This is a genomic window from Nocardia arizonensis (genome assembly GCF_001310275.1).
Taxonomy (GTDB): domain Bacteria; phylum Actinomycetota; class Actinomycetes; order Mycobacteriales; family Mycobacteriaceae; genus Nocardia; species Nocardia arizonensis.
The window spans coordinates 24,418-41,149 of record NZ_LGYZ01000048.1 but is presented as its reverse complement, the minus strand read 5'-3'; the positions used below and the strand labels follow the sequence as shown (position 1 = coordinate 41,149).

Genomic DNA, 16,732 nt, shown 5'->3' with positions numbered 1-16,732 from the left:
AGCATCCAGCCCGTCGTCGGCGACCTGTCACAGGTCCTGACCTTTCAGGGCGCGGCACACTGAGCAGATACCGAGCGAGGTTCATCGCCCGGGCCAATGCCACTGCGGCCGGTCCAGAATGCCTTGATCGCGGACGAGGGTTTCCTCGTCGGGTTTGAACAGTTCGACAATACTCGAGGTGTTCGGATCGGCCGCACTGGTCAGCGCGTCGATGACTTCATCGGCGTGCGACACGACGATGAGCTGGGTGTCACCGGCCACCGCGGCGATCAGATGCCCCAGCGGCGCGAACAGGTCCGGATGCAGACTGGTCTCCGGCTCGTTGAAGACCAGCAACTCCGGCGGGCGCGGGGTCAGCATCGCGGCGACCAGCAACAGATACCGCCAACGTGCCGTCGGACAGTTCCGCCGCACCCAGCGGACGCAGCAGACCCCTTTGCTGCCAACGCAACTCGAACAGGCCCCTGCTGTCATCGACATCGACACTGCTGCCGGGGAACGCGTCATCGATCGCGTCGTCGAATCGATCGGCATCGCCGATCTCACGGATGGTCTGGATCGCGGCCGCCAGATCCGCGCCGTCCGCGGCCAACACCGGCGTGCGGGTTCCGATCCGAGCGGAACGGGCGGGTGCGTCGATGTCGGTGCGGAAATGATCGTAGAACCGCCACCCGCGCATCCGGTCGCGCAATGCCCACAGTTCCGGCGCGGTGGCAGGGTCGCTGAATTCGGAGAGCATGCTGTCGTAGGGCGCGATCGCGACGCTGCCGGACACTTTCGCCCTGTTTCGGATCAAGACCCGTCCGCCCGCCCGCTCGACCAGAGTCGTGCTGGGACGCGGGACCGGGCCTGCCCACACGGTCTCGGACTTGATCTCCGGATCCAGACCGAACATCGTCCGCATCTCGGCGGGACCGTCGATGAGGCCGCCTGGAACACCGAGATCGATGGCGTATCCGAACTCGTCACCGCCGAAACCCAGCCGCAACGCCACCGGCGTGCGCGACAGGCCTGCTCGGCCCTGCCGCACACTGCGAACACCCTCGCTCGGTCCCGCCCACAAAGTGGAGGGCAATCCGCCCTCCCGAGCCAAGGCTCCCACCGCACCGTTACGCGCGACCTGCGCCAGCAGCCGCAACGACCGGTACAGGCTGGACTTCCCCGCCCCGTTCGCACCGGTGATCACCGTCAACTCGCTCAACGGCACCACCACATCACGCAACGACCGGTAGTTGGCCACACCCAGTGTCCGCAGCATCGACTCTTCCTCCCTCACGCCGCACTCATTGGCAGCCCTACTCGGAGAACCCTCGCTGCAACGAGCCGCACCGCCAGCCAGAGGTCATTAAATGTGATTTACGTCACATTATATCGGGCATTCTGTCGGTCGGACCTGGCATGGTGGCCGGTATGTCTACCTCCGATTCCGTCCTCGGCCGCACCGACTCCACCACGGTGACCGAGGATCAGGTGATCCGGGTGCTCGGCGCTCGCGAACACAATTTGCGCAATGTCTCGCTCGAGATCCCCAAGAACAAGATCACCGTATTCACCGGGGTGTCCGGGTCCGGGAAGTCCTCCATCGTCTTCGACACCATCGCCGTGGAATCCCAGCGCCAGCTCTACGCCACCTTCCCGGCCTTCGTCCTGAATTTCCTGCCGCGTTACGAACGCCCGCACGCGGAGGCCATCGAAGGACTCAACGCGCCGGTCGTCATCGATCAGCAGCCCGTGGGCGGCGGACCGCGTTCCACGGTAGGCACCATGACCGATATCTATTCGATGGTGCGGGCGATCTTCGCGCGCTTCGGAACGCCCTCGGCGGGATTCGTCTACAACTATTCGTTCAATGTCCCGCAGGGTATGTGCCCGGACTGCGACGGTCTCGGCGTCACCGTGCGCGCCGATCCCGACCGGCTGGTGGATCGCGACCGCTCGCTCAACGAAGGCGCTATCCTGCTGCCCGGCTACGCCCCCGGCGGCGGCGAATGGCAACTCTACGGCCGCTCGGGTCGCTTCGACCCCGACAAGAAACTGCGCGATTACACCGACGAGGAATTCCACGATTTGCTCCACGGCTCCGGCGGCAAGGTCGAACTGACCTTCGCCAAGGGCACCTGGAAGGCCGACTACGAGGGTCTGGCCGCGAAATTCACACGCACCCGCCTGCGACGGGACACCTCGACGCTCAGCGCGAAGACCCGCGAGCAGATGCAGCAATTCCTTACCGAAGGGATCTGCGCGAGCTGCCGGGGCGCGCGACTCAATGCGGCGGCGCTGGCCACGAAGATCGGTGAACGCAATATCGCGGACTGGTCCGCACTCCAGATCACCGACCTGATCGCGGTGCTCGACGAGATCACCGACCCGGCCGCGCTCAATCTGACCGACGCCATACGCGTCGCCCTGCGGCGAGTCGCCGATATCGGACTCGGGTATCTCAGTCTGGACCGTGCGACCTCGACCCTCTCCGGCGGCGAAGGCCAGCGCCTGAAAATGATCAAACACCTGTCCAGCACACTGGTCGGACTGACCTACATCTTCGACGAACCGAGCGTCGGTCTGCACCCGCGAGATGTGGGCAGGCTCAACACACTGTTGCGGGCATTGCGCGACAAGGGCAACACGGTCCTGGTGGTCGAACACGATCCCGATGTCATCGGCATCGCCGACCACGTCATCGACGTCGGTCCGCGCGCGGGGATGCACGGTGGCGAGATCGTGTTCCAGGGCAGCTTCGCCGATCTGCGCGCCGCCGATACCCCGACCGGCGCGGGTCTGCGGCGGACGTTCCGGGTGAAGGATTCCTTCCGCGTGGCGACGGGGGAGATGCGTATCGAACACGCCGACGTGCACAATCTCCGGGACGTGAGCGTGGGCATTCCGACGGGCGTGCTCACCTCGGTCACCGGTGTCGCCGGGTCGGGAAAGAGCAGTCTGATCCGGGATGTGTTCGTGCGCAGACATCCCGAGGTGATCTTCGTCGATCAGTCGGCCATCGCGGCGTCGTCACGGTCCACGCCCGCCACCTATCTGGGGCTCATGGACCCCATTCGCAAACTCTTCGCCAAGGCGACGGGGCAATCGCCGGGATTGTTCAGCTTCAATTCCGACGGAGCGTGCGCCCAGTGCGAAGGACGCGGCGTGATCATCACCGAGGTCGCGTACATGGACCCGGTGACCACGCACTGCGATGCCTGCGACGGGCGCCGTTTCTCCGACGCTGTCCTCGAACACCGACTGCGCGGCAGATCCATTGCCGAGGTGCTGGCCATGTCGGCCGAAGAGGCGCTGGAATTCTTCACCGAGAAGGCGCTGAACACGAAACTGCGCACCATGAACGAGGTCGGATTGGATTATCTGAGCCTCGGCCAGGCCATGAGCACCCTGTCCGGCGGCGAACGCCAGCGCATCAAGCTCGCGACCCAATTGCAGAACACCGGAACGGTTTACGTGCTGGACGAGCCGACCACCGGACTGCACATGTCCGATGTCGACACCCTGCTCGCCCTGTTGGACACGCTCGTCGATCGCGGCAACACGGTGATCGTCATCGAACACAACCTGGATGTCGTCGCTCATTCGGACTGGGTCATCGATCTCGGCCCCGACGGCGGACGCGACGGCGGCGAAATCGTGTTCACCGGAACGCCCGCCGCGCTGCTCGACCATCCGACATCGCTGACCGGGGAGTATCTGCGCCGCTACAAGGCGAGCTGAATTCAGCGCGGTCCCGCGTCGGCCAGCCAGCGCGGGAATCCGAGGAGGTCGGCGAGGACCACATCCGCGCCGGCCTCCCGCAGTTGCTCGGCATCGCACGGTCCGGTGACCACGCCGACCGCGACAACCTCGGCCGCGCGGGCGCCGACCATATCGCCAGCGTGGTCACCGACGAAGACCGACGCCCCGTGCGCACGCAGGGCGTCCGCCTTACCCGCCGACCACACATCCCCCACGAGTCGATCGACCTTCCAGCCCAGCGCGTCGACGTGCAATTGCGCGTGCGGCTGGTGTTTTCCCGTGACCACCAGCACCTGCCCGCCGCGATCGTGTACGGCCTCCAGCGCTGCCTCGGCCCCCGCCATCGGCGCGATCTCCGGCACGATCGAGGGATACAGTTCGCGATAGCGGGCCACCAGTGCCGGAATCAGGTCGGTGGGCACGCCGACCTCGGTGAGCAGATTCACCAACGGCGGTCCGAGCCGGGCCGCGAACTTCTGCCCGTCCAGGGGTAATCCGAATTCGGCGCCGACCAGGTCTATCGCCCTCGCGACACCGGGCCGCGAATCGATCAGCGTCATATCCAGGTCGAAACCCACCGTGAACGTCACCGATCGACCCTATCCCCGTTTCCCGCGACACACATATCGCGCCGGATTCACCCCGCCCGATCGCGGCGCCACACGGAGTTGTTCGAGGACGGTGGCCCGTGAGGTGCTGTCGGGACCACCGCCTTGCCGCCGACGTACCCGACCGCGACGACGGTACGTCACCGGCGTGGAATCCGATCGGACTACCGCGAGCCGGAAGTGCGGGCCGACCGTACGGCCCGCGCGTCTACGCATGTGGGTGTCGGTGGGGGTGGGTAGCGTCTTGGCCGTGGAAACTGGGGAACGTATCCGAGAGCTCGCGGACCGCATCGTGGCGTTGCGCGACGCCTACTACCGGGGCTCGCCACTGGTCGCCGACGCCGAGTACGACGCGATCGAGGACGAATTGGCTGAGCTGATCGCCGCGCGCCCGGATCTGGCGCCGGATCCGAATCCGTTGGAGCAGGTCGGTGCGCCCGCGGAGCTGCACGCCCCGGTTCGGCATTCGCGTCCGATGCTGTCATTGGAGAAGGCGACCAAGCCCGAGCAGGTGACGGCGTTCTTCGAACGTTTTCCGGGGCAGTCGGTGGTGGTGATGCCAAAGCTCGACGGGTTGTCACTGGCCCTGGTCTTCGAGGATGGACGATTCGCGCGTGCGGTGACCCGCGGTGACGGCACCACCGGTGACGACGTGACCATGCTGGTGCGGGCATTGGTGGACGGCGTTCCCGACCGGATCGATGTGCCGGGGCGGGTGGAGGTGCGAGGTGAGGCGGTGATGCTGCGGTCGACCTTCCTCGCATACAACACCGCCCATGCGGACAAGCCGCTGATCAATCCGCGCAATGCCGCGGCGGGCACGCTGCGGGCGAAGGACCCGGCAACGGTCGCCGAACGCCGGTTGCGGTTCTTCGGATTCGACCTGGACACCTCCGACGGTGGCGCCGCGGTCGGCTTGGAGGAGGGGCTGCGGGCGGTGGGCGTCGCGGGTGCGCAGATGCGGCTGTGCGCAGATGCCGAGCAAGCGCGGGCGGCGATCACCGCCATCGAGCGAGGCCGTGACGAGCTGGACTACGACCTCGACGGCGCGGTGCTGCGGTTGGCCGACCGTGACGCCTACGCGGCGGCCGGGACCAGGTCGAACTCGCCACGGGGCGCGCTGGCGTTCAAGTTCGCCGCCGAGGAGAAGACCACGCTGCTGCGCGAGGTGATCTGGGATGTCGGCAAGACCGGCAAGATCGTCCCGGTGGCGTGGCTGGAACCGGTGTTCGTGGGCGGCACGACGGTGACGAAGGCGACGCTGGCCAACCAGGAGGTGATCCGCGCCCGTGACATCAAGGTCGGTGACACCGTGTTGGTGCGCCGCGCGGGTGATGTGATCCCGTTCGTGGCGGGCGTGCTCGACGCCGCCGCACGCACGGGCGAGGAACTCGATATCGTGGCGCCTACCGCCTGTCCGTCGTGCGCCCAGCCGGTGACCGAGCAGGGCAACAGCCGAGAATTGTTCTGCACCAACGTCTCCTGTCCCGCGCAGACGGTGCGCAGGCTCATCCACTGGGCGTCGCGGGCGGCGGCCGACATCGATGCCATCGGCCCGGTGTGGATCGAGCGTCTCGCCGAGGCGGGCATTCTGGAGTGCCCGTCGGATTTCTATACCTTGACCAACGAGCGTCTGCTCGAGTTCGACCGCATCGGCGAGGTCTCGGCCGCGCGCATGATCGACTCCATCGATGCCAGTCGCGGGGTCGGATTGCGGCGTGCGCTGATCGGCCTGGCGATCCCGATGGCCTCCGACGGCACGGCCGCCCGCCTGGCACGCGCGGGCTTCGGCTCGCTGGAAGAAGTCGCCGACGCGGGTGAGCAACGCCTCGTGGCGGTGGAGGATATCGGACCCAAGGTCGCCGCCTCCCTGGTCGAGCACCTCACTCGTCTGCGCCCGGAGCTGGAGCGGTTGCGTGCGGCGGGTGTGTCACTGGACGTGCGCGAGGAAGACCTTCCCCCGGTGATCGCCGCGGGTGCGCCGCTGGAAGGCAAGACCGTGGTGATCACCGGCGCGATCAGCGACCCGCGCTCCGGGGAGAAGGTGGCGCGCCCGACATTCCAGCGCCTGTGCGAGAAAGCGGGCGCCACGGCGGCGTCCTCGGTCTCGGCGAACACCGACATGCTCATCACGGGCGCCGGGGTCGGTGACAGCAAGCTGGCCAAGGCGGAGAAGCTCGGCGTCGAGGTCGTCGACCAAGGCGAAGTCTGGAACCTGCTGATCACCGCCAAGATCGTCTGATCAAGGCGCCGGACGCAATTGGTGGTGTTGTCGGCGGATTTCAATTGTCATGGGAGGGAGGGGCCCGCAGGCGCGAAGTCGTCACATTCGGTCACTTGCCGACCCGCGCCTGCGACCACGGCCGCAGCAGGTTCTCCTCGGTGGAAGGGCCCACCCGCCACTCGGCGATCCACGGACCGGTGCCCTCGCTCTGGTCGATCACGCCCTCCTCAAGCCACCGGAAGCGACCGTCGAGCACGTCGTGGGCCGCGCGCGTGTCCTCGTCGTCGGTGTTGTCCCACAACGAGTCGAACAGCCCGCGCACCCGAATTCGCGCCTGACGGCAGAAAACATCGGCCAGTTCCTGGGCGGCCTTCCCTTCCGGCGCGCCGTCGGCGCGCTCGGCCTGCGCCCGTACGCAGGCCGCCGACATCGCGAAAAGTTCCGCGCCGATATCGACGAGGCGACCCAGGAACACTTGTCGATACTCGAGCTTCGCTTGCCAGCGCGCCATTCCGTACATCAGTGCGCGGGCCTGTTTGCGGGCCATCCGCTCGACGAAACGCATATGTTGCGCCAGCGGCCCGAATTCACTGAACGCGGCCGGCACTGCGCCGGATCCGACGGCCAGCTGCGGGAACCATTTCGCGTAGAAGCCGCTTGCGCCCACCGCCGCCTTGACCTTCTCCTTGAACTCCGCGTGCCGGTCGACGAGTGCTCCGGCGGCCGCCATATGCGCGTCGGCCATCTCGCGGGCGATGAGCAGTCGCATGATCTCACTCGAGCCTTCGAAGATCCGGTTGATCCGCAGATCGCGGACCAACTGCTCGGCGCCGACTGCACGTTCTCCCCGCGCCCGCAGCGACGCCGCCGTCTCGTATCCGCGACCGCCACGAATCTGCACGAGTTCGTCGGAGATCCGGCAGCCCATCTCCGAAGCCCACAGTTTGGCGAGTGCCGCCTCGATACGGATGTCGTTGCGGTTCTCGTCGCACATGGTCGCCGAGAGGTCGAGCACCGCGTCCAAGGCGTAGGTCGTCGCCGCGATATAGGCCACTTTGGCCGCCACCGCGGCGTGCTCGCCGACCGGTCGTCCCCACTGCACGCGCACGGAACTCCATTCGCGTGCGATCTTCAGCGACCACTTGGCCGCCGCGCTGCACAGCGCCGGAATCGCGAGGCGACCGGCATTGAGCGTGGTGAGCGCGATCTTCAACCCGTCGCCTTCGCGGCCGATCAGATTCTGCCGGGGTACGCGGACGTTGTGCATGCGGGTCACGCCGTTCTCGAGGCCGCGCAGGCCCATGAACGAATTGCGCCGCTCTACCGTGACGCCTTCGCTGTCGGCTTCGACGACGAAGGCGGAGATCCCGCCGCGGCGCCCGTCGCTCTTCGGCACCCGTGCCATCACCACCAGCAGTTCCGCGACCACGCCGTTGGTGGTCCACAGTTTGACGCCGTTGAGCTCGTAGGCTTCGCCGTCGGCGGTGGGGGTCGCGGTGGTGGCCATCCGGGCCGGGTCGGAGCCGACATCGGGCTCGGTGAGTAGGAACGCGCTTATCGCGCCTTGTGCGCAACGCGGTAGGAATCTGCGCTTCTGCTCCGGGGTGCCCGCCAATTTCAGCGGTTCCGGGACGCCGATCGACTGGTGCGCGGACAGCAGCGCGCCCAAACTCGGGTGCACCGAGCCGACGAGCATCAGAGCCTTGTTGTAGCCGACCTGGGAAAGGCCCTGTCCGCCGTATTCCTCGGGAATCTTCAGGCCGAAGCAACCGAGTTCGGCGAGGCCGCGCACGTATTCGTCCGGTATGCGGTCCTGCGCCTCGATCACGCTGCCGTCGAGGGTTTCGCAATAGGCCCGGAGCCGAATCAGATAAGCGTCGGTCTTGGCGGTGTCTTCCGTACTTGGCCGCGGAAACGGATGGATCAGGTCCACCCGGAAGCGGCCGAGGAACAACTCCTTGGCGAAGGACGGTTTGGACCAGGTGGTCTCGCGAGATTCCTCGACCAGCTGGCGGGCCTGTTCCTCGGTGGCATCGACTTTCCCGGCAATGGACATAAGCCCTCCTCGAATAGTGACGACGATCACAGTCGGGCGCAAGGGCTATGTTACTCGGCGGTACAGCACACCGGTGCGGAACTGCTCCTGCTCACGAAATGCAAGTGGTGGGACGAATCCCGGCGGAATCGGCCGGACACAACTACCTGATCCTCGACGCACAAGGACCGAGTCGCCGCGGACCGCCCGTTCCGCTCGGCGGACACCGCCACCGCGGCATGAATGTGCAGGTCTTCGCGAAATGTGAGGGTGACATGACCCGGGCATCGGAAGCGTTGCCCGGCAGCGTGCACGACACCGGAGCGGCATGGATCTGGCAGATATTCCGCGAACTCGAACACGCAGGTCCGATCGCGTTGGCCGACGAAAGGGATATCACGGCGCGGACTGGGCTCTCACCCCTACCCGGGCAAGGACGAACCCGCCGCCGGAGAATGGTCGACTATCGGTGAGAGTCGAAAAGTAGCGGCCCGGCGAGCGAGGCCCCCGCACCTCACGTCGCCGGAGGGTTCTGACGTGGTTTGGACCGGTGCTCAGAAACAGAAGACGACGCTGCCGAATGGCACGCAGATAGTCACCGATCCGGTCTGATTCACCCCCGGGAGGTTGGACGAGGGTGTGGCGGCAGAGGCCATCGGTGCGGCTATGGTGCCGAGGGACAGGGTAATGGCGGTTACGGCGGCCGCTCTCTTGAGTTTGGTAGACATCGGGAATCCTTCGTTCGAATCAGCTACTTCCTGGAAAACTTGCGCTACTCAGTGTTCGCTGTGAACAGGCGAGACTCCAGACATGAAAAGATCAAGTCCGGGCGGAGGACGTCTCATCGCCATTACAAGACGGAATTCGCGCCGTTACACGAGACATGTTCCGTATCCGTACGTGACGTTCGCAACGCGGGGCCGCCGCCGCTCCCGCGGAACTTTCGGTTCGCCGTGACGTCTCGGTAACCATGACCATCGGCACGTCACCGTGCCGGAATCATCGGTCCTCGCGAAGCCGGTCTCGCCAGAGGCGAAGCAGACATGACGGGCGACGTGGTCGCTACCCTTCAGGCGCGGCGCACGCCCGCGATCCACCCGACAGAAAGGCCGCCGCGCATGGCATCGGACCCGAACTCCCGCCTGCTCGCATTCGTGCGCCGCACCGCCGAGACGGTGCCCGCCTACCGGGCCTTCCTGGACGAGCGCGGGATCGACCCGGCGGGGATCGTCGACGCCGCGAAGTTCGCGAGCCTGCCGCTGGTTACCAAGGACAATTACCACCGCCGCTATCCGCTGCCGCAGCGCTGCCGCGACGGACAACTCACCGGATGCGACGTGATCGCGGTTTCCTCCGGCTCGACGGGCATACCGACCTATTGGCCGCGCGCGACCGAGGACGAGACCGCCGCGACCGCGCGGTTGCGTCAGGTGCTTCGTGACGGTTTCGCCGCCGAGCAGCGGCGTACCCTCGCCGTGGTGTGCTTTCCGCTCGGCACCTGGGTCGGCGGAATCTTCACGCTCAACTGCCTGCGTCGCCTCACCGCCGAATTCCCGGCGACCGTCATCGCCCCGGGCAACAACAAGACCGAAATCCTGCGCGTGGTCCCCGAACTCGGCGAATTCTTCGATCAGGTGGCGCTTTTCGGCTATCCGCCATTCCTCAAGGACGTCATCGACTCCGGCGCACGCGAGGGGGTGGACTGGTCACGTCTGGCGGTGAAGATGGTATTGGCCGGTGAGGTCATCAGCGAACACTGGCGCGACCTCATGGCGGCGCGCACGGGAGCCGATCCCGTGCGCGATATCGCCGCCCTCTACGGCACCGCCGACGCGGGCATACTCGGCAATGAGACACCGCTGAGCGTGAGCGTGCGGCGGTTCCTGGCCGAGCGCCCCGTGCTCGCGCGCGATGTGTTCGGCAGCGAGCGGCTGCCCACCCTGCTGCAATACGATCCCGAGGATCGGTTCTTCGAAACCGTCGACGGCACATTGGTATTCACCGCGGATTCCGGTGTGCCGCTCGTCCGGTACCACATCGCCGACGACGGTGGTGTGCTGGCGTACGAGACCGTGATCGAGCGCTGCCGCGCCGCCGGATTCGAGCCCGCTCCCGGGCCGGACCTGCCATTCGTCTATGTTTTCGGCCGCGCACTCCACGCGGTTTCCATCTTCGGCGCGAATGTGTTTCCCGAGACGGTGACGATCGGTCTCGAGCGCGACCCGATCAGCGCGTGGGTGACCGGCAAATTCGTCCTGGAGGCGGGGGAGGACGCCGAACACGACAGACGCCTGCGCGTGACGGTGGAACTCTGCCCCGACCAGAGCGGGAACGCGGAGCGGGCACGGACCGTGGCGGCGGCCATTCGTGACGAATTGGTCCGGCGCAACAGCGAGTACGCGAACTACGTTCCGGTCGACCGGCATCTGCCCGATGTCGAACTGCGCCCGGCCGGCGATCCCGAGTACTTCCCGATCGGTGTGAAGCATCGTTACACCCGGTGAGTCGATCCTCGATTCCGGTGTGCGGACGCGACGTTGCCGTCCCGGGCGACGGATCGGACACCGCGCGGCGGTGATTCACGTGGAACTGCGAATGCAGTCACTGCCCGTTCCCGTCGATCGACGGGAACGGTTGCGGGCGAACGCATTCCGGACTTCGTTGCAGGCCGTGCCGATTCGCATCGCGCGCTGACGCGCCGCGTCGTCAGCCCCGAGCGAGCTCCTGCGGGAATGAATGGTGCTCGTGGGCGATCACCCAGCGACCCTGTTCGCGGCGCAGACCGAAGCTCAGGCGCAGCCGCTGCGACGGGTCGCGGGCGAAATCCTCCGCGGTCCCGCACAGGAGCAGGGCGTGGGCGAAAGCGACGTCGCCGCCGACCTCCACCTCGAGGGAGACTATGTCGAAGGTCGCTCCCGTTGCCTGCCATTCGAAGAACGCGGGCCACACCGCGCGGTAGGCGTCGACACCGCGGACGCCCTCGTGCGGCGGCGGCACATCGAACATCACGATATCGTCGCTGTGGTTCGCGATCGTGCCGTCGATATCGCCCGCGTGCACGGCGGCAGCCCAGCGTTCGATCAGGATCCTGATCTGTTTCTCATCATCCGACATACAGGCTGTCCCCTTTCGTCTGCGGTCGCCGAGCCGACGGCGGACCGAAGCTTTCCGAAGAGACTGCCGAAAACCGCTCGATCACGCAATGGGAAGTATCTGCGAAAAGCGGATTCCACCGCAGAGGGGTGCCGCCGCCGAATCGCAGGGGCGTGCGCGGGAAGCGGTTCCGCGAAAGGTCGATTCGGGCGCAGGGGCCGGGTGAGCTCGGAAGACCCGAGCCGACCGGGCCCCACCCGTCCCGGATCGTCGCGAGAATGCTTCTGCGCGCGAGTGTTCCGCGTCGTCTTCGTGGTCGCTCGACAGGCATCGCCGCGCTCTCACTCGTCATCGGACAACCGCCGGGCGCATGCCGGAGGCGGGCCGCGCCGGCGGGCGAGCCCGGACCCCGCCGTCGGGTTACTGTCGCCGCAGGCCGAGGAGGGATTCGGCGAGGGTTTGGATCTGGCCGACGTATTCGGCGAATACGGCGGGGGCGTCGCAGAGGCGGTCGAGGCTGCCCCGCGTGAGGGTGTAACCGACGGCTTCGGCGACGATGCGCGGGGGAACCACCGCCGTGACGGTGCCGAGGTCGAGTTGGCGTTCGAGATAGCGGGTGAAGCGGCGGATCGGGCGTTGCGCGATCTCTTCCGCGAGGGGGGCCAGGCGCGGGTCGACGGCGCCGCGTTCCTCGATCAGGCGCAGTAACGGTCCGGCGGCGCGGATGGCGGCGGCGAAGGATTCTATGGTTGTGCGCAACATGGTTCGCGGTTCGTCGGGCTCGACATCGGGTTCCTGGGCGGTGAGGAAATCGTCGCGCACGCGGGTGGCGAGGGCGTGGAAGATCTCTTCCTTGGAGGCGAAGTACACATACAACGTGGCCCGGGAGACGCCGGCCTCGGCGGTGATGGCGGCGACAGTGGTGTTCGAGTAGCCGCGCTCGGCGAAGACGCGAGCCGCCGCGTCGAGCAGTGCGCGATATCGGTCGGTCTGCGACCGTTCGCGCGCGCCGCGGACCGCCCAGGTGGAGTGGGTCACGAAGCCCATCGTGGTTGACGTTGACGTCAATGTCAACGAGACTTCGGGGTATGCGTGTCGCAGTGGTGAACCGAGGAGAGATCGCGGTCCGGGTGCTCCGGGCAGCGCGCGAATACGGTTACGAGACCCTGGCCGTCCACACCGACGACGAACCGGACGCCGCGCATCTGCGGCTCGCCGACGACACCGTGCAGCTACCCGGCCGCGGCGCCGCGGCCTATCTGGACGTGACCGCGGTGGTGGCCGCGGCGCGGAAGGCGGGCGTCGGCACCCTGGTCCATCCAGGATACGGATTCCTCAGCGAGAGCGCGGATCTGGCGGCCGGGTGCGCGGCCGCGGAGCTGGTCTTCGTCGGTCCGGCGCCCGATGTGCTGCGGGTGTTCGGTGACAAGATCGCCGCACGAGCCGCTGCCAAACTGGCGGGCGCACCCGTCTTGCCCGCGACCGCGGCGGGCGGCGATTTCGAGGAGATCGCGGCACTGCTCGGGCGTTATCCCGACGGCGTGATGGTCAAGGCCGCGGCCGGTGGCGGCGGGCGCGGTATGCGCGTGGTCCGCGACCCGGCCGAACTGCGGGCCGCCTACGACCGTTGCCGCGCCGAGGCGCTGGCCGGATTCGGCGATGACACCGTCTACGCCGAGGCCCTGGTACCCGCCGCCCGACATATCGAGGTGCAGATCGTGGCGGACGGCCGCAATGCGCTCGCGGTGGGCGACCGCGATTGCAGTGTGCAGCGCCGACATCAGAAACTGGTCGAGATCGCGCCCGCGCCTGCGCTGAGCGAGTCGGTGCGCGAGCGATTGCACCGCGACGCGGTGGCCGTCGCGGAATCGGTGCGATGCCGGGGCGTGGTCACGGTGGAATTCCTGGTCAGCGGCGAGAATGCCTGGTTCCTCGAGGTCAATCCACGATTGCAGGTCGAGCACACCGTCACCGAGGAGGTCACCGGACTGGATCTGGTCGGCCTGCAATTCGGTCTGGCGCGGGGACGCAACCTCACCGAACTCGGGCTCACCGGCGCCGACGACGATCAGCCCGCGCCCGCGCCGCGCCGCTGCGCGGTGCAGGCCCGAGTCAATGCCGAAATCCTCACCGCCGGTGGGGAAGTGCTGCCCGCCGGCGGCATTCTCACCCAATTCGCCGCGCCCACCGGCGCCGGCGTGCGGGTCGACACCGCCGCCCATCCGGGTATGCGTCAAGGTACCGCCTTCGACTCGCTGCTGGCGAAGATCGTCGCCGCGGGCCCAACGCATCGCGCCGCGCTGCGCCGATGTTCGGACGCGCTTGCCGAAACCGTCGTCACCGGCGTCGACACCAACCTGCACCTGCTCCGCGCGATACTCGCCGAACTGTCCGAATCCGCCGACCGGTCCGACATGCCCGCGATCACCACCTCGTGGTTCGAGTCGCGATTCACCGAACTGCTGGCCGCGGCGGCCGATCTCGGCGGCAACGCCGCGGCGGATCTCGGCGGCACCGCCGCCGGGCACAGCGGGTCCGGCCCGACGGCCGACCCCGCGCTCGCCGAGCACGAACGCGCCGAGCGCTCCCCGATGGGCGCCACCGTGGTCACGCTCGCCGCGCCGGGCACGCTCGTCGCTGCGGGGGCCGAGGTCGCGGTGCTCGAGGCGATGAAGATGCAGCACGTGGTGCGCTCGGCGGAGTCGTTGCGGATCGTGCGGCATCTGGTCGCGCCCGGTGACACCGTCGACCCGCACGCGCCGCTGCTGATCTGGGAGCCCGCCGAATTCGACAGCGCCGAAGCCGATTCGACCGCCGTCGACCTCGACGCGATCCGTCCCGACCTCGCCGAGGTGCGCGACCGACATGCGGGCACTCTCGATCCGGCCCGCACCGACGCCGTCGCCAGACGCCACCGCCTCGGCCGCCGCACGGCACGGGAGAACATCGCCGATCTGGTGGATGCGGACAGCTTCGTCGAATACGGCGGGCTCGCGGTCGCCGCGCAGCGTGCGCGCCGCGGATTGGACGATCTGATCGCCAACACCCCCGCCGACGGGCTCGTCGCCGGCGTTGCCACGGTGAACGCCGAACGGTTCGGCCCCGACGCGAGTCGCGCGGTGGTCCTGTCCTACGACTACAGCGTCCTGGCGGGCACCCAGGGTATGCGCAATCACCTCAAGACCGACCGCATGCTGGAGATGGCGCACGAACAGCGACTTCCGGTCGTGTTCTTCACCGAAGGCGGCGGCGGGCGTCCCGGTGACACCGACCATCCCGGCATCTCCGGACTCGATGTCACCACCTTCCGCGCCATGGGCGCGCTCTCGGGCCGGGTCCCGCTCATCGGCATCGTCTCGGGACGCTGTTTCGCGGGCAATGCCGCACTGCTCGGCATGTGCGACGTGGTGATCGCGACGCCGGAGGCGAATATCGGCATGGGCGGTCCGGCCATGATCGAGGGCGGCGGGCTCGGGGTCTACCGCCCGGAGGACATCGGCCCCGTCGAGGTCCAGCGCCGCAACGGCGTCGTGCACATCGTGGCCGCCGACGAGGCCGAGGCCGTCGATATCGCCCGCCGCTGTCTCGGCTACTTCCAGGGGCCGGTGGACGGCTGGACCGCGCCCGACCCCCGGGTGGCCCGGCACGTGGTGCCCGAAGACCGCCTGCGCGCCTTCGATATTCGCGCCGCCATCGAATCGGTCGCCGATCTCGGTTCGGTGCTCGAGCTGCGCCGGGACTGGGGTATCGGCATCGTGACCGCGCTGGTGCGGATCGAGGGCCGCCCCTTCGGTCTGATCGCCAACGACTGCCACCACCTCGGCGGCGCCATCGACGCTCCCGCCGCCGACAAGTTGAGCGTGTTCCTCCGCATGTGCGACGCGCATCGATTGCCGATCGTCTCCCTCTGCGACACACCGGGTTTCATGGTCGGACCGGAGGCCGAGAAACAGGCCACGGTAACCAAGTTCAGCCGTCTGTTCATCGACGCGGCGGCCATGACGGTCCCGTGGGGCACGGTCATCCTGCGCAAGGGCTATGGACTCGGCGCACAGGCCATGGCGGCCGGGTCGTTCCGCGCTCCCCGTTTCGTCATCGCGTGGCCGACCGGCGAGATCGGCGGTATGGGTCTCGAAGGCGCCGTGCGGCTCGGGTTCGCGAAAGAACTGGCCGCGATCGAGGATACGGACCAGCGTGCGGCGGCCTTCGACAACCTGGTGGCCGCCGCCTACGCACACGGAAAGGCGCTCACCGCCGCCACCGTGCTCGAACTCGACGACGTCATCGACCCCGCCGACACTCGCCGTTGGCTGCGAACCCTGCGCTGATCACGGTCTGGGCGATGCCGTCGCCGTCGCCGGAGGGGATCACCTTCTCGATGGCCCCGGTCAGCGTGGACATCACCTTGTCGAGATAACTCATGGGTTGCTCCTCGAGCCCGAATCGTGCGTCCGCCGCGATCGGCCGTGCACCAGGTCGGCGAGCCGCTTCAAGGACTCGCGATTGCGCGGAATCAGCGGCAGCCCCTGGACGGCGGTGGGCAGCACCCGTCCCGGTCCCGCGCTGACCTTCTCCGACAGCCGGATCTCGGTGCTGTCGAGCGGGTCCGGCCGCACGTCGATGCGTATCCAGGCCGCGCCGACCGGCCAGGACCGCGCGTGCAGTTCCAGTGATCGCGGTGCGTCGATGTCGATGACCTCTGTGGTGTCGTTCAGGGTGAACGGCCACGGTCCGACGCTGTGGTGCAGGCGCGCGCCCGGATGGGGCCAGGTGTCGTCGACCTCGCGCATGTGGGAGGCTCCGACGACCCACAGCGGGTAGAGCCAGCCGTCGGACAGCACGTCGAATACGTCCTCGGGCGAGGCCTGCACGGTGATGGCGACTTCCACGGCTCCGTCGTTGCCGTCGGCTTCCGTTGACATGGGTCCTGCACCTCCTCGATGGTGGGGATCGGGCTTCGCCGCGCGTCCTACCCCCGACCCGCGGGCCCAAACTCGGTATCCGTGCGAGAGGCGGGGATGCCGTCCGCGC

The 16,732-nt window shown here is 67.6% G+C and carries 11 protein-coding genes and 1 pseudogene; 4 read left to right on the top strand and 8 right to left on the bottom strand.

Going from position 1 to position 16,732, the window contains the following annotated elements:
- Positions 1–81 precede the first annotated feature (81 nt).
- A pseudogene (locus APZ21_RS07350) lies at positions 82–1,258 on the bottom strand (AAA family ATPase).
- Positions 1,259–1,410: 152 nt separating this feature from the next.
- Between APZ21_RS07350 and APZ21_RS07345 the strand changes: the two are divergent.
- Complete coding sequence (locus tag APZ21_RS07345; RefSeq protein WP_054812591.1) at positions 1,411–3,720, top strand: ATP-binding cassette domain-containing protein; 2,310 nt, start codon at positions 1,411–1,413, stop codon at positions 3,718–3,720.
- A 2-nt stretch (positions 3,721–3,722) separates the two neighbouring features.
- Here the strand turns inward: APZ21_RS07345 and APZ21_RS07340 are convergent, their stop codons facing one another.
- On the bottom strand, positions 3,723–4,331 hold the full coding sequence (locus APZ21_RS07340; protein WP_054812472.1) for an HAD family hydrolase: 609 nt from the start codon (positions 4,329–4,331) through the stop codon (positions 3,723–3,725).
- Positions 4,332–4,599: 268 nt separating this feature from the next.
- Between APZ21_RS07340 and ligA the strand changes: the two genes are divergently transcribed.
- Complete coding sequence (ligA, locus tag APZ21_RS07335; RefSeq protein ID WP_082392908.1) at positions 4,600–6,591, top strand: NAD-dependent DNA ligase LigA; 1,992 nt, start codon at positions 4,600–4,602, stop codon at positions 6,589–6,591.
- A 91-nt stretch (positions 6,592–6,682) separates the two neighbouring features.
- On the opposite strand, the gene APZ21_RS07330 is transcribed toward ligA, so the two are convergent.
- Together APZ21_RS07330 and APZ21_RS35010 are read right to left on the bottom strand one after the other, a co-directional pair.
- Positions 6,683–8,629, bottom strand: a complete 1,947-nt coding sequence (locus tag APZ21_RS07330) for an acyl-CoA dehydrogenase family protein (protein ID WP_054812470.1) — start codon at positions 8,627–8,629, stop codon at positions 6,683–6,685.
- Between the two features lie 533 nt (positions 8,630–9,162).
- Entirely contained in the window at positions 9,163–9,336 is a 174-nt protein-coding gene (locus APZ21_RS35010; RefSeq protein WP_169812063.1) for a hypothetical protein, read from the bottom strand.
- Between the two features lie 390 nt (positions 9,337–9,726).
- Between APZ21_RS35010 and APZ21_RS07320 the strand changes: the two genes are divergently transcribed.
- The gene (locus APZ21_RS07320; RefSeq protein ID WP_204249056.1) at positions 9,727–11,112 is read left to right on the top strand and encodes a phenylacetate--CoA ligase family protein; all 1,386 of its coding nucleotides are present in this window, start codon (positions 9,727–9,729) and stop codon (positions 11,110–11,112) included.
- A 202-nt stretch (positions 11,113–11,314) separates the two neighbouring features.
- On the opposite strand, the gene APZ21_RS07315 is transcribed toward APZ21_RS07320, so the two are convergent.
- Complete coding sequence (locus APZ21_RS07315) at positions 11,315–11,722, bottom strand: YybH family protein (protein WP_054812467.1); 408 nt, start codon at positions 11,720–11,722, stop codon at positions 11,315–11,317.
- Positions 11,723–12,121: 399 nt separating this feature from the next.
- Positions 12,122–12,739 (bottom strand): TetR/AcrR family transcriptional regulator, encoded by a 618-nt coding sequence (locus APZ21_RS07310; RefSeq protein WP_162240313.1) that lies wholly within the window; start codon positions 12,737–12,739, stop codon positions 12,122–12,124.
- A gap of 50 nt (positions 12,740–12,789) precedes the next feature.
- On the opposite strand from APZ21_RS07310, the gene APZ21_RS07305 reads away from it, so the two are divergent.
- Positions 12,790–16,029 (top strand): acetyl-CoA carboxylase family protein, encoded by a 3,240-nt coding sequence (locus tag APZ21_RS07305; protein WP_054812465.1) that lies wholly within the window; start codon positions 12,790–12,792, stop codon positions 16,027–16,029.
- On the opposite strand, the gene APZ21_RS33795 is transcribed toward APZ21_RS07305, so the two are convergent.
- Positions 15,983–16,123, bottom strand: a complete 141-nt coding sequence (locus tag APZ21_RS33795; RefSeq protein ID WP_156370811.1) for a hypothetical protein — start codon at positions 16,121–16,123, stop codon at positions 15,983–15,985. The two genes, APZ21_RS07305 and APZ21_RS33795, sit on opposite strands and share 47 nt — an antisense overlap.
- Positions 16,120–16,623, bottom strand: a complete 504-nt coding sequence (locus tag APZ21_RS07300; RefSeq protein ID WP_054812464.1) for an SRPBCC family protein — start codon at positions 16,621–16,623, stop codon at positions 16,120–16,122. Before APZ21_RS07300 ends, APZ21_RS33795 begins: the two co-directional genes overlap by 4 nt.
- Between the last annotated feature and the right edge of the window lie 109 nt (positions 16,624–16,732).

Coding starts and splice junctions, on each gene's coding strand:
- APZ21_RS35010 (WP_169812063.1), bottom strand. CDS start 9,336: ATGTCTACCAAACTCAAGAGAGCGGCCGCCGTAACCGCCATTACCCTG.
- APZ21_RS07330 (WP_054812470.1), bottom strand. CDS start 8,629: ATGTCCATTGCCGGGAAAGTCGATGCCACCGAGGAACAGGCCCGCCAG.
- APZ21_RS07300 (WP_054812464.1), bottom strand. CDS start 16,623: ATGTCAACGGAAGCCGACGGCAACGACGGAGCCGTGGAAGTCGCCATC.
- APZ21_RS07315 (WP_054812467.1), bottom strand. CDS start 11,722: ATGTCGGATGATGAGAAACAGATCAGGATCCTGATCGAACGCTGGGCT.
- APZ21_RS07345 (WP_054812591.1), top strand. CDS start 1,411: ATGTCTACCTCCGATTCCGTCCTCGGCCGCACCGACTCCACCACGGTG.
- APZ21_RS07320 (WP_204249056.1), top strand. CDS start 9,727: ATGGCATCGGACCCGAACTCCCGCCTGCTCGCATTCGTGCGCCGCACC.
- APZ21_RS33795 (WP_156370811.1), bottom strand. CDS start 16,123: ATGAGTTATCTCGACAAGGTGATGTCCACGCTGACCGGGGCCATCGAG.
- APZ21_RS07305 (WP_054812465.1), top strand. CDS start 12,790: ATGCGTGTCGCAGTGGTGAACCGAGGAGAGATCGCGGTCCGGGTGCTC.